The sequence below is a fragment of the Sphingomonas paludis genome, from assembly GCF_053502515.1.
Map to the genome: position 1 here is coordinate 57,564 of NZ_CP187558.1, position 14,986 is coordinate 72,549.

The 14,986-nt window shown below is 67.2% G+C and carries 16 protein-coding genes; 5 read left to right on the forward strand and 11 right to left on the reverse strand.

Annotated elements, in window-relative coordinates; all coding sequences use genetic code 11:
- Nucleotides 1–33: 33 nt before the first annotated feature.
- A complete protein-coding gene (locus tag ACPVPU_RS00295; protein WP_448658911.1) occupies nucleotides 34–498 on the reverse strand; it encodes an HK97 family phage prohead protease in 465 nt (154 codons plus the stop codon).
- Nucleotides 486–794, reverse strand: a complete 309-nt coding sequence (locus tag ACPVPU_RS00300) for a DUF6127 family protein (protein WP_448658912.1) — start codon at nucleotides 792–794, stop codon at nucleotides 486–488. The genes ACPVPU_RS00295 and ACPVPU_RS00300 overlap by 13 nt, the downstream gene beginning before the upstream one ends.
- A 265-nt stretch (nucleotides 795–1,059) precedes the next feature.
- On the opposite strand from ACPVPU_RS00300, the gene ACPVPU_RS00305 reads away from it, so the two are divergent.
- Together ACPVPU_RS00305 and ACPVPU_RS00310 are read left to right on the forward strand one after the other, a co-directional pair.
- Nucleotides 1,060–1,365 carry a YdeI/OmpD-associated family protein gene (locus ACPVPU_RS00305; protein WP_448658913.1) on the forward strand — a complete coding sequence of 102 codons (306 nt, stop codon included), beginning with the start codon at nucleotides 1,060–1,062 and terminating at the stop codon, nucleotides 1,363–1,365.
- Nucleotides 1,366–1,597: 232 nt separating this feature from the next.
- The gene (locus ACPVPU_RS00310; RefSeq protein ID WP_448658914.1) at nucleotides 1,598–2,443 is read left to right on the forward strand and encodes a hypothetical protein; all 846 of its coding nucleotides are present in this window, start codon (nucleotides 1,598–1,600) and stop codon (nucleotides 2,441–2,443) included.
- Between the two features lie 10 nt (nucleotides 2,444–2,453).
- Here the strand turns inward: ACPVPU_RS00310 and ACPVPU_RS00315 are convergent, their stop codons facing one another.
- From ACPVPU_RS00315 to ACPVPU_RS00335, 5 genes are all read right to left on the reverse strand, one after another.
- Nucleotides 2,454–3,560: a phage portal protein gene (locus ACPVPU_RS00315; protein WP_448658915.1), complete on the reverse strand. Its 1,107-nt coding sequence runs from the start codon at nucleotides 3,558–3,560 to the stop codon at nucleotides 2,454–2,456.
- Between the two features lie 197 nt (nucleotides 3,561–3,757).
- On the reverse strand, nucleotides 3,758–4,186 hold the full coding sequence (locus ACPVPU_RS00320; protein ID WP_448658916.1) for a DUF7684 family protein: 429 nt from the start codon (nucleotides 4,184–4,186) through the stop codon (nucleotides 3,758–3,760).
- 94 nt (nucleotides 4,187–4,280) lie between these two features.
- Nucleotides 4,281–4,952: a spermine/spermidine synthase domain-containing protein gene (locus ACPVPU_RS00325; protein ID WP_448658917.1), complete on the reverse strand. Its 672-nt coding sequence runs from the start codon at nucleotides 4,950–4,952 to the stop codon at nucleotides 4,281–4,283.
- Between the two features lie 43 nt (nucleotides 4,953–4,995).
- Nucleotides 4,996–6,357 carry a DNA-packaging protein gene (locus tag ACPVPU_RS00330; RefSeq protein WP_448658918.1) on the reverse strand — a complete coding sequence of 454 codons (1,362 nt, stop codon included), beginning with the start codon at nucleotides 6,355–6,357 and terminating at the stop codon, nucleotides 4,996–4,998.
- The gene (locus tag ACPVPU_RS00335) at nucleotides 6,354–6,911 is read right to left on the reverse strand and encodes a hypothetical protein (protein ID WP_448658920.1); all 558 of its coding nucleotides are present in this window, start codon (nucleotides 6,909–6,911) and stop codon (nucleotides 6,354–6,356) included. The genes ACPVPU_RS00330 and ACPVPU_RS00335 overlap by 4 nt, the downstream gene beginning before the upstream one ends.
- Before the next feature lie 332 nt (nucleotides 6,912–7,243).
- Here ACPVPU_RS00335 and ACPVPU_RS00340 point away from each other — a divergent pair, with 332 nt between their 5' ends.
- Nucleotides 7,244–9,706 carry a calcium-binding protein gene (locus tag ACPVPU_RS00340; protein ID WP_448658921.1) on the forward strand — a complete coding sequence of 821 codons (2,463 nt, stop codon included), beginning with the start codon at nucleotides 7,244–7,246 and terminating at the stop codon, nucleotides 9,704–9,706.
- Nucleotides 9,707–9,776: 70 nt separating this feature from the next.
- Here the strand turns inward: ACPVPU_RS00340 and ACPVPU_RS00345 are convergent, their stop codons facing one another.
- Both ACPVPU_RS00345 and dapF read right to left on the reverse strand, forming a co-directional pair.
- Nucleotides 9,777–10,661, reverse strand: a complete 885-nt coding sequence (locus ACPVPU_RS00345; protein WP_448658922.1) for a DMT family transporter — start codon at nucleotides 10,659–10,661, stop codon at nucleotides 9,777–9,779.
- A 6-nt stretch (nucleotides 10,662–10,667) separates the two neighbouring features.
- Nucleotides 10,668–11,621, reverse strand: a complete 954-nt coding sequence (gene dapF, locus ACPVPU_RS00350; RefSeq protein ID WP_448658923.1) for a diaminopimelate epimerase — start codon at nucleotides 11,619–11,621, stop codon at nucleotides 10,668–10,670.
- 102 nt (nucleotides 11,622–11,723) lie between these two features.
- Here dapF and ACPVPU_RS00355 point away from each other — a divergent pair, with 102 nt between their 5' ends.
- Entirely contained in the window at nucleotides 11,724–12,356 is a 633-nt protein-coding gene (locus ACPVPU_RS00355; RefSeq protein WP_448658924.1) for a YqaA family protein, read from the forward strand.
- 5 nt (nucleotides 12,357–12,361) lie between these two features.
- Here ACPVPU_RS00355 and ACPVPU_RS00360 read toward each other — a convergent pair whose 3' ends face one another.
- Nucleotides 12,362–12,841 (reverse strand): DUF6456 domain-containing protein, encoded by a 480-nt coding sequence (locus tag ACPVPU_RS00360; RefSeq protein ID WP_448658925.1) that lies wholly within the window; start codon nucleotides 12,839–12,841, stop codon nucleotides 12,362–12,364.
- A 97-nt stretch (nucleotides 12,842–12,938) separates the two neighbouring features.
- On the opposite strand from ACPVPU_RS00360, the gene ACPVPU_RS00365 reads away from it, so the two are divergent.
- Nucleotides 12,939–13,520 carry a helix-turn-helix domain-containing protein gene (locus ACPVPU_RS00365; RefSeq protein WP_448658926.1) on the forward strand — a complete coding sequence of 194 codons (582 nt, stop codon included), beginning with the start codon at nucleotides 12,939–12,941 and terminating at the stop codon, nucleotides 13,518–13,520.
- Between the two features lie 8 nt (nucleotides 13,521–13,528).
- Here the strand turns inward: ACPVPU_RS00365 and ACPVPU_RS00370 are convergent, their stop codons facing one another.
- The gene (locus ACPVPU_RS00370; protein WP_448658927.1) at nucleotides 13,529–14,860 is read right to left on the reverse strand and encodes a Gfo/Idh/MocA family protein; all 1,332 of its coding nucleotides are present in this window, start codon (nucleotides 14,858–14,860) and stop codon (nucleotides 13,529–13,531) included.
- Between the last annotated feature and the right edge of the window lie 126 nt (nucleotides 14,861–14,986).

A 14,986-nucleotide genomic window follows, 5' to 3' on the forward strand; every position in this document is an offset into this window, starting at 1 on the left:
GCGAAGCAATCCAGCCCCCGCGCCAACGGGGCGTCATTCCGGCATGGCCGGCTCCACCGCGCACACCCGCGCCAGCCGCTGCATCGGCTCGGCGACCAGGCTCACCTCGATCAGCTCGACGGCGGTCAACTCGCGCACCGCACCCCGCCGCGCCGCCCGCGCCCGGTATCCGAACGACAGCCCGGTCAGCGCGCCCTTGCGCATCAATGCCGCGACCGCCGGGTCCGCCACCCGACCGATGACGCGCAACCCCCGCCGGTCCTCGCCGATCGCCTCGATCACCCCCACGGGCGCACCCCGATGCTGCCACAGCAGCGGCACAGGCCCGACAGCCCCGGAAGCATCCGGCCCGAACGCCCCCGCCCGCACCACGTCCCCGCCCCGGTCCGCCACGTCGAACACGGCGGCATAACCGGCAAAGCGCACCGCGCCCGGTCCCCCACCCACGCTCGTCCTGAGCCTGTCGAAGGACGCATCCCCACCCGTCACCGCACCCATCCCGAAAACCCCAGCTTCACCGCCAGGCCAACCAGCACCAGCGCCGCCGCCATCCGCACGATCCATTCCACCGCCGCCTTCACCGCCGACCGCTTGGCATCGCGCCAGGCACCCAGCAGTTCGCGCAGTTCGCCCATGTCCTTGGCCGCGCCCGCATCGCTCAATCCCAGCCGGGCCAGCGCCCGCGCCGCGCCCCGCTCGCCCGCCTCCTCTGCAATGGCGCGCAGCGTGGCCAGATCAGCCCCCTCCGCCGCCGCCTGCCCGATCAGCGCCGCCAGCACCTCGTCCTGCCGCATGATGATGTCTCCATACAGAAACCCCCTCCCCTTCAGGGGAGGGGTTGGGGTGGGGCAGACGCCTGGCGACAAATCCTCCTCCTACCCCCTCGCGGGGGAGGATAGCAAAGCTTGCCGCAACCCCGGCTAGCGCAGCTTGGAGAAGGGGGAAGCGCCGCGTCGAAATCGCCATCCCGACCGATCCCCTACCCCGCTCGTCCTATGCCTGTCGAAGGACGCTGTCCCCGACATTGCGGCCGCACCCCGAACGGCCTAGCCTCGACCCATGCCCGACCCCTTCGCCCAGGGAACCGTCCACACCGCCGCGTCCGACCTTCAGGCCGCGATCGCATCCGATCCCGCCACATTGGCACTATGGCAAGCACTGACCCCGCTCGGCCGCAACGAGTTCATCTGCTGGGTCGAAGACGCGAAACAACCCGCCACCCGCGCCCGCCGCATCGCCCGCACGGCGGCGGAACTGCACGCAGGCAAACGCCGCCCCTGCTGCTGGCCCGGCTGCATCCATCGCGACGACAAGGCGCCGTGCGTGTGGCAACAAGCGATGCTAGCCCAGGGCAAACGCCGCTAGGCCGTCGAACCCGAAACGCCTCCCCCCTCGCGGGGGAGGATAGCGAAGCTTGCCGCGAACGCGACTAGCGCAGCTTGGAGAGGGGGCAGTGCATCCCCAACCGCGCCCGGGCTGAGCCTGTCGAAGCCATTTGCCCTACAACCTTTAGCGGACCGGACAGCATTCTAGTCACCGACGATTATGCTTGTCGTTCGCGCTGGATTCATGCTGCATAACCGTCATGCGGCGAGCAATGATCCTAACAGCTTTACTGTTTGTGTGTGCCGCTTCGTCGGTCGGCATCGCTCAACAATCGTCCAACCCCACCTATATTCTAACCCGAAGTTACGAAACCGAAAGTCACGCATCCGATACCTCAACGAGCAGTTCCCATGGAAGCGACGTCTTCATCGAACGACTGATTGCCCGACATGAAGATGGAATCGAACTCGAATATGATTTCGAACCGTCTGCCCCGCCAGAGGAGCGGGTTCGCAACTGGCAGCTTCCAGCGCGCATATTCAAACCGGTGACGGGTTCGACCCGCTTGCTGAACGCAGGCGAAGTGGAAGCACGTTTGGAACAATGGCTGAACCTGGGCAAGATCGATCGGTCGGCTTGCGGCAGATGGATTTTCACCTGGAACGCCTTCAAAATCGAGTGCGATCTGCAATCGGTCGTTGCGACAATCGACGCGCTTGATCTCAACATGATCCCGCTGGGGCCGGGCGTGCCCTATGCCGATCCGATGGCGATCGCACCGGAACCACTTGCCCGAACCGTTGCTGGCTCTGGCGCTGTCACCTACACGGCAACGCTCCGGATCGATCCTGCGGCGGTGCTGGGCCAGCGTGCCGAAGAGGACAGGATTGTGGCCGAGCTGATGGGCGAACAAAATAACGCCGAGATGCGCGAAGTGATGCGCTCGACTCGAGCGACAAAGGAGATATCCGGCGACATCACCGTAACCTTCGATACGGACCCCAGCGGAACGATCATGCGGCGGACGAAGGTGACCAAACTGCTGCTCACCAAGCTGGACGGATCGACAGAGACCTCCATTGCCAAGCAAGTCGTCGAGCGTCGACAGCTCCATTGAACGCTTTCCCTCACATCCCCACCAGCACCTTCTTCTCCTCCGAGCTGAGGAAGTCCGCCGCGCTCGCCGCCGCCCACAGCTCATATCGCTCCTCGGCCAGCACGCTCACCCGGTTCTCGTCCACCCACAGGCTCGCGCCCGGCCACCATCCCTTCAGCCCCTGCGCCAGTCCGCCCAGGATCGTCCCCACCAGCGGCGGCACCGCCTGGCGCCAAAGCGCGCGGTTCGCCTCGCGGTAATTGGCGTATGCATTGTCGCCGGGCAGGCCCAGCAGCATCGGCGGCACGCCGAACGCCAGCGCGATCTCCCGCGCCGCCGCCGCCTTCAGGCCGACGAAATCCATGTCGGCGGGCGACAGGCTCAGCGCCTGCCATTTCAGGCCCCCTTCCAGCAGCATCGGCCGCCCGGCATTGGCCGCGCCCTGGAACGCCGCCTCCATCTCCGCCTTCAGCCGGTCGAACTGCACCGCCGTCATCGCCGTCCCGTCGCCCGGATCATAGACCAACGCCCCCGATGGCCGCGCCGCATTGTCCAGCAGCGCCTTGTTCCACCGCGTCGCCGCATTGTGAATCGCAACCGCCCCCGCCGCCGCGCCCAGGCACCCCAGCCCCAGATGATCGTCCAGCGGGCTGAACTGCTTCAGGTGGATGACCTGCGGCCGCCCGCCATCCCCCGCGCTCAGCCGCTGGCTGCGACCGTTCACGGTGTAGCGGTATGCGGCGGGCCAGCCCTGCGCATCCGCCTCCACGCTCACCCGCTCGGGGCGCAGCGCAAACAGCTCGCGCGCCATGCCCGCCTCGTCGGTCATCACCTGGATGAACGCATTGCCGTGCATGAGCAGGTGAGACGCCGCCGTCTCGATCAGGTCCTGCGCGCCGGATCGCGCCATCACCAGCGCCAGCAATTCCGGCGGATCGCTGCCCATCGGCGCGCTCGCCGCGCTCGATGCGATCATCCGCACCGCCCGCTGCGCGATGGGGTTGGCCAGGAAAGCATCGCGCACCTGCGCCTCATAGGATGCGGGCCACTCCCCGATCACCCCGCGCGCACCCCCCTGCACCAGCATAGGCCGCGCAGAATCCCGCCCGGCCGCAGCCTTGCGCCCAAAGATCTTCATAGGTGATGCTCCTTGACGAATATGCGCACCGTCACCCCCTCTCCCCGTTTAAGGGGCAGAGGAGACGCCCCCTCTCCCCTTGTGGGAGAGGGTTGCGAAGACTTGGCGGCGTGCCGCCTAGTCGAAGCTGGGTGAGGGGTGATGACCCCATGCAGTGCCGCCAGAGTCGAGGCTCCGGTTAAACCCTATGCGACATTTCATTCGCGCATTACCTGGCTGTCTTGCCAAGCCTGCAAAATTCGATCGCTTTGCGCTGTTTCAGCGATGTGTAGAAGGATCGTGTGCGACAACTCGACGTCCGGGTGATGAGCACAATTCTCCGCGAACCAGAGGGCTTCGGACATGGGCTCACCACTATGCCATGTGGTCATGACGAATCGGTCGTCGGGGATTTCTCCAAAGCTGAACGCTTCCAAGACGGCCCAATCGACACTGTCGTGCCACTTTTCACAGTCAATGCCCCACGCGATCACGTAAAGGCTGCCAATGCCGACGATCCATTCGGCGGTGACATTTAGCCAAGCAGCGCTAACCGAATGATCGGCGATTAGCACGATACGATAGGGAGCAGGTGCCAGGTCCGGCAGCGGGCCATCCGGTCGCAGGTGGAGATATTGCGGTTTCACCTCACAAGCTTAGGTAGCCAGCTAGCTTGAGCCAAATCAACAGCGCTCACTTTAAAGTTTCGTCCGTGTCGAGCGAAATCGAGACACCGCGCCCCTACCCCCTTTTCCGCCCAAACCAGATCACATGCCGCGGCCCCTTGCCGTTGGCCCGCGCCCGCACGGCCACTTCCTCCACGCTCAGCCCCGCCTCGCCCATCCGCCGCCGGAACGCCGCATCCGGCGCCGCCGACCACACCGCCAGCACCCCGCCGGGCCGCAGCGCCGCGACGCTCGCCGCCAGCCCGGCTGCCGAATAAAGCCCGTCATTCCCCGCCCGCGTCAGCCCGTCCGGCACGTTGTCCACGTCCAGCAGGATCGCGTCATACGCCCCCCGCCCCGCGCGGATCGCCGCGCCGACATCGCCGATGCGCACCGTCACGCGCGGGTCGTCCAGGCACCCGGCGGTCAGTTCCGTCATCGGCCCCCGCGCCCAGTCGATGATCTTGGGCACCAGCTCCGCCACCACCACCCGCGCATCGCCCGGCAACACCGCCAGCGCCGCGCGCAGCGTGAACCCCATGCCGTATCCGCCGATCAGCAATCGGGGCGCCCGCGCCTTCAGCCGCTCCACCGTCATCGTCGCCAGCGCCGCCTCGGACCCGCTCATCCGGCTGTTCATCAGCTCGTTGCGTTCCAGCACGATCATGAAATCCGCGCCCCGCCGCACCAGCCTCAGCGGCTCGCCCCCCGGCACCTCGGCCGTATCCAGATGCTCGCGCGGGATCATGCCGCCTGCCCTAGCCCAAGCCGCTCCACATACAAGCCTCCGCTCATCCTGAGGAGCCGCGAAGCGGCGTCTCGAAGGACCGCACCCCAGCCGCGCCCCGCCCGCGCAGCATCAGCTCGGACAGCGCCCACACCAGCGCATCCGCCCGGTCCGGCGACCTTCCCGGCCCGCGATAGTCCCCGCCCGGAAACAATCCGCACAATTCGTCCTCCAGCGCGGGGAACGCCCCCGCATGGCGCACCCGCCCGCCCGAATAAAGCGCCGCGACCGGCTCGGCCCGCGCAACCTTGCCCCGGCTCGCCCGCACTGCCTTGACCGAAAGGGCCAAGCCCGCCCCGGCCAGCACCGCCTTCACCATGTCGCCGCCCATGTTGACCTCGGCCACCACGCATTCCGCGCGCCACGCATCGGCACAGTCCGCCACCGCCCGCGCCCAGCCCTCGGGCGACCGTCCCGCCACGCTCGCATCGCCCAGCACATAGCCAAGCCCGTCCTCGCCCAGCCCGACGGCGACGATCCCGCACGCATCCCCCTCGGCGGTCGCGGGCGGATCGACGCCCACCACCACGCGCACCAGTTCCGGCACCGCATCCACCGCCACGCGCGCCCGCTCGATCCCTGCCCGGTCCCACAGCGCCCCGGCCAGGTCGTCGACGATCTCGCCGTCCAGCTCCTGCCGCCCGAGCGCAGTGCCCCCATAATCGGCGATCATCGCCGCGACGAAACTGCCGGGCAGGTGCGGATTGTCCCGCGTCGCCCCCCGCGTCTCCACCGTGTCCCGCGCCTTCAGGATGCGTTTGAGCAGCGGGATCGGCCTGGGCGTCGTCGTCACCACCGCGCGCGGCCGCTCGCCGATGCGCAGCCCCATCATCAAATTATCCCAGGCCGCCCCCCCGCGCGGCCATTTGGCCAGCTCGTCGCACCACGCCGCCCCATGCTCCGGCCCGCGCAGGCTCTCGCCCGCCGCCGCCGAGTAACACTGCGCCTGCGCCCCCGAAGCAAAACGCAGATGCCCTGTCGCCGGCCGCCACAGATGCTTCTCCCCCGGCCGTGCGACGGACAGGATGCCGCTCGGCCCCTCGACCATCACCCGCCGCGCATCGTGCAGGGATGCCGCGACCAGCGCGATCCGCGCCCCGCCATCGCCCCGCGCCACCTCGCTCACCCATTCCGCCCCGGCCCGCGTCTTGCCGAACCCGCGCCCGGCCCGGATCACCCACACCCGCCAGTCCCCCGGCGGGGCCAGCTGGCCATCATGGGCGTGCAGCGACCATCGGTGGCGCAGCTCCGTCGCCTCGCCCTTGCTCAACATGGCGAGCGCCCGCCGCCGCTCCTTTTCGGGCAATGCCGCCATCCGGGCCAGCCGCACGGCCATCGCATCGCCATTCTGTTCGGCACCGGTCATTGCGGGTTCCCCTCGGGCGGCTTCGGGTCGGTGCAGCGCCCCGGCTGCCGCCGCATCCGTCGCTCGGCGGCCAGCAACGCCTTGTCCAGCGCGGCATCGGTCTGCTCGCGCGGCACCGGTTTCAACGGTCGTCCGCCATGATTGAACGGCCGATCGTCTCGGCGGCTGCGATATTGGCGCAGCACCGTCAGCGCCCTGTCGAAATCGAACGGGGGCAGGTCGGCGTCCCCCTCCCCGGCCGCCGCCGCCGCCCGGTCGGGATCGGCCAGCATCAGCGGCTGGCCCGCCCCGCCATGGCGCAGCACCAGTTCCTCCAGCCGGTCATAGCCAAGCCGCAACGCATCCTGCCATTGCTCCAGGAACACCGGGTCGCGCGTGCGATGATAATAGGGGGTGGTATGATCCACCCCGGCATATTGCGCCGACAATCTGGCGTTGCAGGTCAGGGCCAGCGCATCCAGAAACGCCTGGCGCTTTTCGGCGCTGAACGCATTCGCCTTGGCCCGACGACGGCGATAGGCACCGTTGCGTCGTCCGATCACCGTGTCGTCCATGTCGCCAGCCTCCCCCGTCGGCACCGCGATGCCGCCCCACAAGCAAACGGGCCGGAAAGCGCCCCCGCGCCCCGGCCCGTCATCCCTGGGCCAACCGCCCCGCCCCCGGACGCGATTCGCCATCATGTCAAAGTGATTAGCCGGATCGTCACGCTGTAGGACAGCATAAAAGTACCCATTTGGGAAAATCCCACCCTGACGTCCTGTTGCGAATGACCCGAATAGAACAACTTGCGGCACCCGGCCTGCGCGATTGTGGATGGATTGCGAAGTCTCTATGGTGTGCGTCAGGGAAAGATCCGGGGCGGTTGTCCTGATCAGGGGGGATAGCGATGGGCCTGACGCTCGGTACGGCGAATGGACGCCGCGAGATTGCCGAAACGATCGAGGATGCGCCTGCCATCCGCATTACCGGCACCGGCTTCACGCTCGTCAATACCGAACGGGGTCGCATCATTTCGAATCAGGACGGGGTTGCCGCCCTAATCATCGATGCCGCCGGCGCGACGATCATCAACGAACAGGGCGGCATCATCCGGGGCAGCGGATGGACTTCGCTAGCGATTCAGGGTTCGGCAGGCGACGATAGCATCGACAATGCCGGGCTGATTGCAGGCGAGGTGACCCTGGGCCAGGGAAATGACCTCTTCACCCATCGCACGGCGGGGACGCAAATCCCCACCATGGTCGTCGATTTGGGCGGGGGGGATGATCGCTTCACGCTGGTCAGCGGTGACTCCTCCGGCATCCACACGCACCGGCTGAATGGCGGGGCGGGGTCGGATACGCTGGTGCTCTCCGGGGCGCTGGGCGTTTTTTACGGCAACCAGGTGGGCCTGGTGACGGGGTTCGAACATCTCGAGGTCGGGCCTGAGGTCACCAATATCATCGGCCTGTCCGGCTTTCAGACGGTGACCCTCGGCGCGGGTGGGTTCAACAATTTCGTGCAAAGCTTCAATCCGCTGGCGGACCTGTCGCTGGCGGGCGGCTTTGTCACCATCGCCCATGGCTCCGCATTTCGCGCGGTTATCGGCAGCGCTGCCGATGATCAGGTGGAATTGGCCAGCTCGATCCTCGGGACCGGGCGGTTGCTGGGGGCAGTGGATCTGGGCGGCGGCGACGACAGCTTCTGGCTTACCGGCTATCCCGGCGCGGCTGGTGCGCCCGTCGTGGAACGCCCGGTCAGCGGCGGATCGGGCATGGATACGATCAACATTGCGCTGGCAGATGTCCGGACGATCGATCTCGCGCTGTTTTCCGGCTTTGAACGGGTCAATACCGGCACCTTTTCATCGATCACCAGCAGCGTGCGGCTGACCAACCTGAACGGGTACCGGGAAATCATCGGCGATGGAGAGGGGGCGATATTAACCCTCGCAAACTCGCGCTCGCCTGATGCGGCGGTTTCGCTTCAATCCCGTGGCCGTCTGGTGATCGAATCCTCGGCGACGATCGGTCGATTTGGCTTTCCCACCGGCAATGGCTCTGAAATCGACTTTGCAGCCGTGCAACAGGGCAATGACCAGCTCAGCGTGTCGGTGTTGAACGCCGGCACCATCCTCGGCAATGTCCAGCTTTATTACGGCGACGATCTGTATGACGGCCGGCTGGGCACCACCGGTGGCACCATCTTCGGCTATGCCGGCAATGACCGCCTCTATGGCGGGATTGGCAATGACCGGATGGACGGCGGCTATGGCGGCGACGACCTGTTCGGTGGTGATGGCGATGACCTGCTCGATGGCGGCGCGGGCGCCGACGGGCTGCATGGCGGAATGGGCAATGATAGCTATGTCGTCGATCGACAGGGCGATCTGGTTTTCGAATCCTTTGGCGGTGGCACCGATACGGTCACCACGACCAGCGGCTTTTATCTTTACGCGAATATCGAAAACCTGATCCTTGCCGTTTCGGCGGGCGATGCCTTTGGCGTTGGCAACGCGCTGGCCAACACGATCACGGGCAATGCGGGCGACAACCTCCTGCTCGGCGGCACGGGCAATGACCGTATCGTCGGGGGCGCAGGGCGCGATGCGCTGTTCGGGGAGGATGACGACGACATTCTGCACGGCGACGGCGGCATCGATTATCTGGTCGGCGGCACCGGGCGCGACATGCTCGACGGCGGCGCGGATGCCGATGCACTCTACGGACAGGATGGTGACGACACCCTGATTGGTGGCAGTGGCTTTGTAACCGATATTCTGGTGGGCGGGGCTGGCAACGACCTGCTGAACGGCGATAGCGGGCTGGGCGATTACGACCTGATGGACGGCGGGTCGGGCGACGATCTCTATTATGTCGATACGCCAGACGATCTGACGTTCGAGGCGGCGGCCGGCGGGGTGGACACGGTCTTCGCCAACATTTCCGGTACGGGCTATTATCTGTACGCCAATGTCGAAAATCTCGAGCTTCTGGGCGCGACGCCCTTCGGCGTGGGCAATGCCCTCGACAATCGCCTGATCGGCAACGCGGGCGACAATTATCTGCTCGGTGGCGCTGGCGACGATGTGCTCGACGGACGGGGTGGCGCCGACATGCTGTTCGGCCAGGACGGGGCGGACCTGTTCGTCATGGGGCGCGGGCGCGGCGCGGACGGGATTGGCGACTTTACCCCCGGTGTCGATCGGATCAGCCTCTCGGGCCTTGGCATCACCAATTTCGCCGGGCTTTCGGGCCGAATGAGTGCGGTGGACGGCGGCGTTTCGATCGATCTGGGGCAGGGGGATTCGTTGCTGCTCTACGGCGTCTCGCTGGCGCAACTGACCGCGTCGGATTTCCTGTTCAACTGATTGCGAAGCCAAAGCCTGCGGCATCGGGGGTTGCCTGCCCCAATGCTCCCGCTCGCCACCGCCTTTGCCGTTACCCCTCCCGGACAAACCACCCCTTCCACAACCGTTTGCTCGGCCGCACGAGGATCACGGCCACACCCGCCATCGCGATCAGGCCGCCCACCACCATCTGCGCGCTCACCGGATCGTTGGTGATCCACGCGCCCATCATCACCGCAAATACCGGGGTCAACAGGGTCAGCGGCGCGACCAGGTTCGCATCGTGCCGCCGCAGCACCCAGAAATAGGCGGTATGGGCGACGACCGACACCAGCAGCGCCGACGTCGCGATCGCGGCCCAGAACGGCCATCCCGCCGCCGCGCCCGCCGCCGCCTGGTCCCGCTCGAACACGATGCTCGCCAGCATCAACCCGATGCCCGTCGATACGCCCGCCCATGCCTGCAGCTTGACGGCGCCGACCTCCACCCGCTTCATCATCACCGATCCCAGCGCGCCGACCACGGCCCCGGCCAGCACGAACAACAGCCCGGTGGACGCCCGCATCGTCTGCGGCTCGGCCAGCGCGGTAACGACGCCGCCGAACGCCAGCGCGATGCCCACGCCGCGCCGCCACCCCACCTGCTCGTCCAGCATCAGGATCGCCAGCAGCACGGTCAGCGGCGCGCCGAGCAGGCTGACGATGGCGACGGCGGACGGCGCTGCCGTCATCAATCCCACCATCGACAGGCCGAAACTCCCCCCGCTCATCGCCAGCGCGATGAACAGGATGCGGCCGAACGGGCGCGGCAGGGGGAACAGCCATGGCGACAGCGCAACGGCGATGATGAACCCGCGAATGCCCGCCGCCCAGAATGGCGGCACGCCCAGCGTCGCCACGATGTATTTGGAAATGATGATGTTGCCCGCCCAGAACAGGTTGATGACCAGCATCAGCGCCAGGGTGGCGGGCGGCACCGCCGGTCAGTCCAGCGTCGCCAGCACGGCATCCCACGCATCGGCCTCGTCCGGCCGCTCGGCGGTGCGGGTCATCGCCGTGACGCGCGCGGTGGTCAGGTCGATCTCGGCCACGCCCTCCCATTCGAACGTCGCATTGCCCTCGATGGTCAACGTCGCGTCCGCCGCCGCCCGGTCGGCCATCGCGCGCACATATCCGCCGCGATTGGCGACGCGCACCCACGCCCTCGCCGCGACGCGATCGGTCAGCACCGCGGCCAGTACCGACGCCGCCATCGCGCTCCCGCAACTGTCGGTCAGGCCTACGCCTCGCTCAAACGTCCGCACAAAGATCGAATTTCCGCCGTCCACGCGCACGAAGCTGATGTTGCACCGCCCCGGCAGGATCGCGGGCGCGCTCTCGGCCCAATCGCCCAGCGCGACCAGCTCGTCCTCGTCGATGGCGTCCACGAACGCGACCAGGTGCGGGTTGGGCATCGCCACGGCGGTAAAGGACCGCACGCTGGGCACGCCCGGCACCGGCTGGTCCACCGGCCCGTCCATCGCGACCCGCAACCCGATCGCCGCCGCGCCGACGCCGGCCGGCACCGCCTGCGTCCGGATCGTGGCCACGCCCGCCGCCATCTCCGGCTCGACCGACGCACCCGCCATGCTGGTCTTCAACCGCACGTCCGCGGCACTCAACCCGGTCGCCTCGAACCCCAGCCGCGCGGTGCAGCGGAGGCCGTTCAGGCAGGTCTCCGCCTCGCTCCCATCCGGATTGAGCATCCTCATCCCGAAAGCGGCACCGTCCCCGCCGCCGGTCAGGATCAAGAGGCCGTCGCCGCCCACCGGCCCCGTCCGGTCGGCCAGCGCCCGCGCCACCGCCGACCATTCGCCGTCGCTCAGCGTCAGGGCACGCCCGTCGACCAACGGGAAATCATTGCCCGATCCCTGGCACTTGATGAACGAAATCCGCATTGCCGCCCCATGCGCCCCGCCCGTTGGCACTGCAACAATTTTTGCAGCGCATCACCGCCACCGCTATCCCCGCGCCCGCTTGCCCGCTAAGACCCCGGCCCGATGCTTCGATCGCTCTACAACTGGATGTTGGCAAAGGCTGCGCACCCGCATGCCGAACGCTGGCTGTTCTTCTTCTCCTTCATCGAGAGTAGTTTTTTCCCCATCCCGCCGCACCCCTTGCTGGGGTTGATGTGCCTGGCCGATCCGAAGCGCGCGGTCCGGTTCGGGATCGTCTGTACGGTGGCCTCGGTGCTGGGCGGACTGCTCGGCTATGCGATCGGATATTTCGCCTACGACCTGTTCGGTAATCAACTGCTGGCGGCGCTTGGCCTGGCGGACAAGTTTCCGGTCGCCGCCTGTTATCTGCGCGAATACGGGGCGCAGCTGATCATCATCAAGGGCGCGACGCCGATCCCGTTCAAGCTGGTGACGATCACGGCGGGCTTCATTCAGATGAGCCTGTTTACCTTCCTCTGGGCCAGCATCCTGTCGCGCGGTTTCCAGTTTGTGCTGGTGGGGGTGCTGTTCCGGCTGTTCGGGGCCTGGGCCAAACAGTTCATCGAGAAATATCTGGGCCTGATCTCCATTGCCTTTGTGGTCCTCGTCATCGGCGGCTTCCTGCTGGTCAGCCAGATCGGACATGGCGACAGTCCCTCGGACGAATGCACGGCGACGGCGACGGCCACCCGCTAGAGCCCTCATCCCAGACCATAGAAATCTGCCAGCCGGTCCAGCGCGATCCCCAGCACCAGCTTGCCCGAGCGGGCCGGCCATCCCATTGCCTGTTCCGCCCCCGCCAGCCGCTCGTCGGCGCATACCACCCGCCACAATATGTCGGACAGCCCCGGCCCCATCGCCGCGATCGCCGCATCGAACCGCCGCTTCGCCTCGATCTGCGCCAGGGTCGGGTCCAGCCCAGCCGGTGGCCCCCGCCGCCTGCTCCCTGCGGGGGCCGCCGTCCAGCGCATCGTCACGCCGGGGGCAAGCGCCGCCCGCTCGTAATCGCTGCGCAACCGTTCGCCCGCCTCGTGCTGGCGAGCGGACAGGTGGCCGCGCGCGAACAGCCAGGACAGTGCCGATTCGGCCAGGTTGACGTTGACGCCGCGACGGCCACGGCCGGGCGGTTCGCACCCGATCCGGTCGTCGGCAAAACTCCGTTCGACGATGATTTGGCGCATCTCGTTCTCCTTGGCTTGCCAAAGCGGCTTGCCATGGCCCACCGGCTGTAGGACAGTCTTGAAACCGCATTGGTTCGCTTGAGGGGGCGAAACACGCATGATCACCGCCATTCGAGAGGTCCGCCGGGCCAAGGGCCTGACGCTGGAGGATGTCGCGCGCCGCTGTACGCCGCCAACAACGGCTCAAACCATCGGGCGACTGGAAACCGGTACGCGCACCGTGTCGGTCAACTGGCTGAACCGGATCGCCGCCGCGCTGGAGGTGGATGCAGCCGATCTGGTGCATCTGCCCGCCCGCGCCGAAATGCCGGTAGTCGCAGTGCTGGAGGCGGGCGGCGCCAGCGCCCCGCGCCGCCCCGCCGCGGTCGTCCCCCCGCACGGTGCCCCCGGCATGGTCGCCGTCACCGTGGCGGTCGGCGTGGGCGATTATCGGTCGGGCGACGAAATCTGGTGCGACCGACTGGCGCCCGATCAGTTCGGCCGCGCGCTGAACCGCGACGTGCTGGTCCCCCGTCCGGCCGGGCGTTTCGTGTTCGGTCGGCTGATCGGCCGCGATACCCCGCGCGGGGATCAGCCGGGCAAGCTGCAACTGCTGCCCCACGGCGCGGCGGGGCGGCAACAGGTCGTCACGGATCCCGCCTGGATCGCCTGCGCCCGCCGCCTGGTGCGGGGGCTCTAACGCCGGGTTCAGACCGTCAGGCGATACGGCGCCCGGTAGCGCGGGGTGATCAACGCATTGGCCTCGGCATCGTCCTTGAACCGGCCGGCACCCTGATCCCAATACACCTTCCGCCCCGTTCGCCACGCAACATTGCCCATCTGGCACACGATCGCGGTGTTCGCCGCCGATTCGATCGGGCAGGCGGGGGTGCGGGCGCGGTCCTTGATACAGGCGACGAAATCCGCGGTGTGCCGCTCCAGTCCGTTGTCCGATGCCTTGGTGATCGGCACCTCAGGCGTCTTGTCCTTACCGTCGCTCTTTTCGGGCGACACCCACCATTTGCTCCGGTCGACCACCAGCGTCCCCGTCTCGCCGACGAATGCGACGCCGTGGTCGTGCCCGCCGAACGGACCGCGGCTGATTCCGACGGCATGTTCCCATTCGACCGAATAACCGCCGAAATCGAAAATCGCCGTCTGGGTATCGGGCGTCTCCATCGCCGAATCCGGGTAGCCATAGGCCCCGCCCAGCGCGCTGACCGACGCGGGCACCTGTGCCTTCATGCCCAACAGGGCGATGTCGATCAGGTGGACGCCCCAGTCGGTCATCAGGCCCCCGGCATAATCCCAATACCAGCGCCAGCTGAAATGGAACCGGTTGGGGTTGAACGGCCGTGCCGCCGCCGGGCCGAGCCAGCGGTCGTAATTCACGCCCACGGGCGCGGCCTGGTCCGGCTGCGGCGGTACGTTCTTCATCCAGCCCATATAGGCCCAGGCCTTCACCTTGCGGACCCGGCCGATACCGCCCGAATGGACATGGGCGATGGCGTCCGCCCAATGCCGGTTGCTGCGCTGCCACTGGCCCACCTGCACGATGCGGCCGTGGCGCTGCTTGGCGGCGACCATGGCGCGGCATTCGGCGATCGAATTGCCCAGCGGCTTTTCGCAATAGGCGTCCTTGCCGGCCGACATCGCATCGATCAGCTGCAGCGCATGCCAGTGATCCGGCGTAGCGATGATGACCGCATCGACATTGCGGTCGTCCAGCATCCGACGATAATCGTCATACAGGGTCGGGGCACGCCCCGTCATCTTCTGCACTTCCGCCCCGCGCGCGGCCAGCACGCCCGCATCCACGTCGCACAATGCGACCGGACGGACATCGCCGCCCTTCATCATCGCGGTCAGATTGGCCCAGCCCATGCCCTTGCACCCGATCAGGCCCAGTTGCAGCGTATCGTTGGCACCCGCCCGGCGGCGGCCCTGGGCCAATGCGGCGCTGAACGGAGTCATCAATGCCGAACCGGCAATACCGCCGGCCAACAGGGTGCGGCGATCCATGCCTGGGTTCATGCTCATCTCTCCCGCCTGTCTGTCCGGGCGGTTCACCGCCCGCAATTATCTGATGATTACAGGCGAATGCCCGTGCGGTGCAATGGCCTGCATGCACGTGACGACATCTCGGTTGATTGCCCGATTGGCCCT

Bases quoted from the DNA above. Each gene is read 5' to 3' on its own strand.
- ACPVPU_RS00295 (WP_448658911.1), bottom strand. From the start codon at position 498: ATGGGTGCGGTGACGGGTGGGGATGCGTCCTTCGACAGGCTCAGGACG.
- ACPVPU_RS00300 (WP_448658912.1), bottom strand. From the start codon at position 794: ATGCGGCAGGACGAGGTGCTGGCGGCGCTGATCGGGCAGGCGGCGGCG.
- ACPVPU_RS00305 (WP_448658913.1), top strand. From the start codon at position 1,060: ATGCCCGACCCCTTCGCCCAGGGAACCGTCCACACCGCCGCGTCCGAC.
- ACPVPU_RS00310 (WP_448658914.1), top strand. From the start codon at position 1,598: ATGATCCTAACAGCTTTACTGTTTGTGTGTGCCGCTTCGTCGGTCGGC.
- ACPVPU_RS00315 (WP_448658915.1), bottom strand. From the start codon at position 3,560: ATGAAGATCTTTGGGCGCAAGGCTGCGGCCGGGCGGGATTCTGCGCGG.
- ACPVPU_RS00325 (WP_448658917.1), bottom strand. From the start codon at position 4,952: ATGATCCCGCGCGAGCATCTGGATACGGCCGAGGTGCCGGGGGGCGAG.
- ACPVPU_RS00330 (WP_448658918.1), bottom strand. From the start codon at position 6,357: ATGACCGGTGCCGAACAGAATGGCGATGCGATGGCCGTGCGGCTGGCC.
- ACPVPU_RS00335 (WP_448658920.1), bottom strand. From the start codon at position 6,911: ATGGACGACACGGTGATCGGACGACGCAACGGTGCCTATCGCCGTCGT.
- ACPVPU_RS00340 (WP_448658921.1), top strand. From the start codon at position 7,244: ATGGGCCTGACGCTCGGTACGGCGAATGGACGCCGCGAGATTGCCGAA.
- dapF (WP_448658923.1), bottom strand. From the start codon at position 11,621: ATGCGGATTTCGTTCATCAAGTGCCAGGGATCGGGCAATGATTTCCCG.
- ACPVPU_RS00355 (WP_448658924.1), top strand. From the start codon at position 11,724: ATGCTTCGATCGCTCTACAACTGGATGTTGGCAAAGGCTGCGCACCCG.
- ACPVPU_RS00360 (WP_448658925.1), bottom strand. From the start codon at position 12,841: ATGCGCCAAATCATCGTCGAACGGAGTTTTGCCGACGACCGGATCGGG.
- ACPVPU_RS00365 (WP_448658926.1), top strand. From the start codon at position 12,939: ATGATCACCGCCATTCGAGAGGTCCGCCGGGCCAAGGGCCTGACGCTG.
- ACPVPU_RS00370 (WP_448658927.1), bottom strand. From the start codon at position 14,860: ATGAGCATGAACCCAGGCATGGATCGCCGCACCCTGTTGGCCGGCGGT.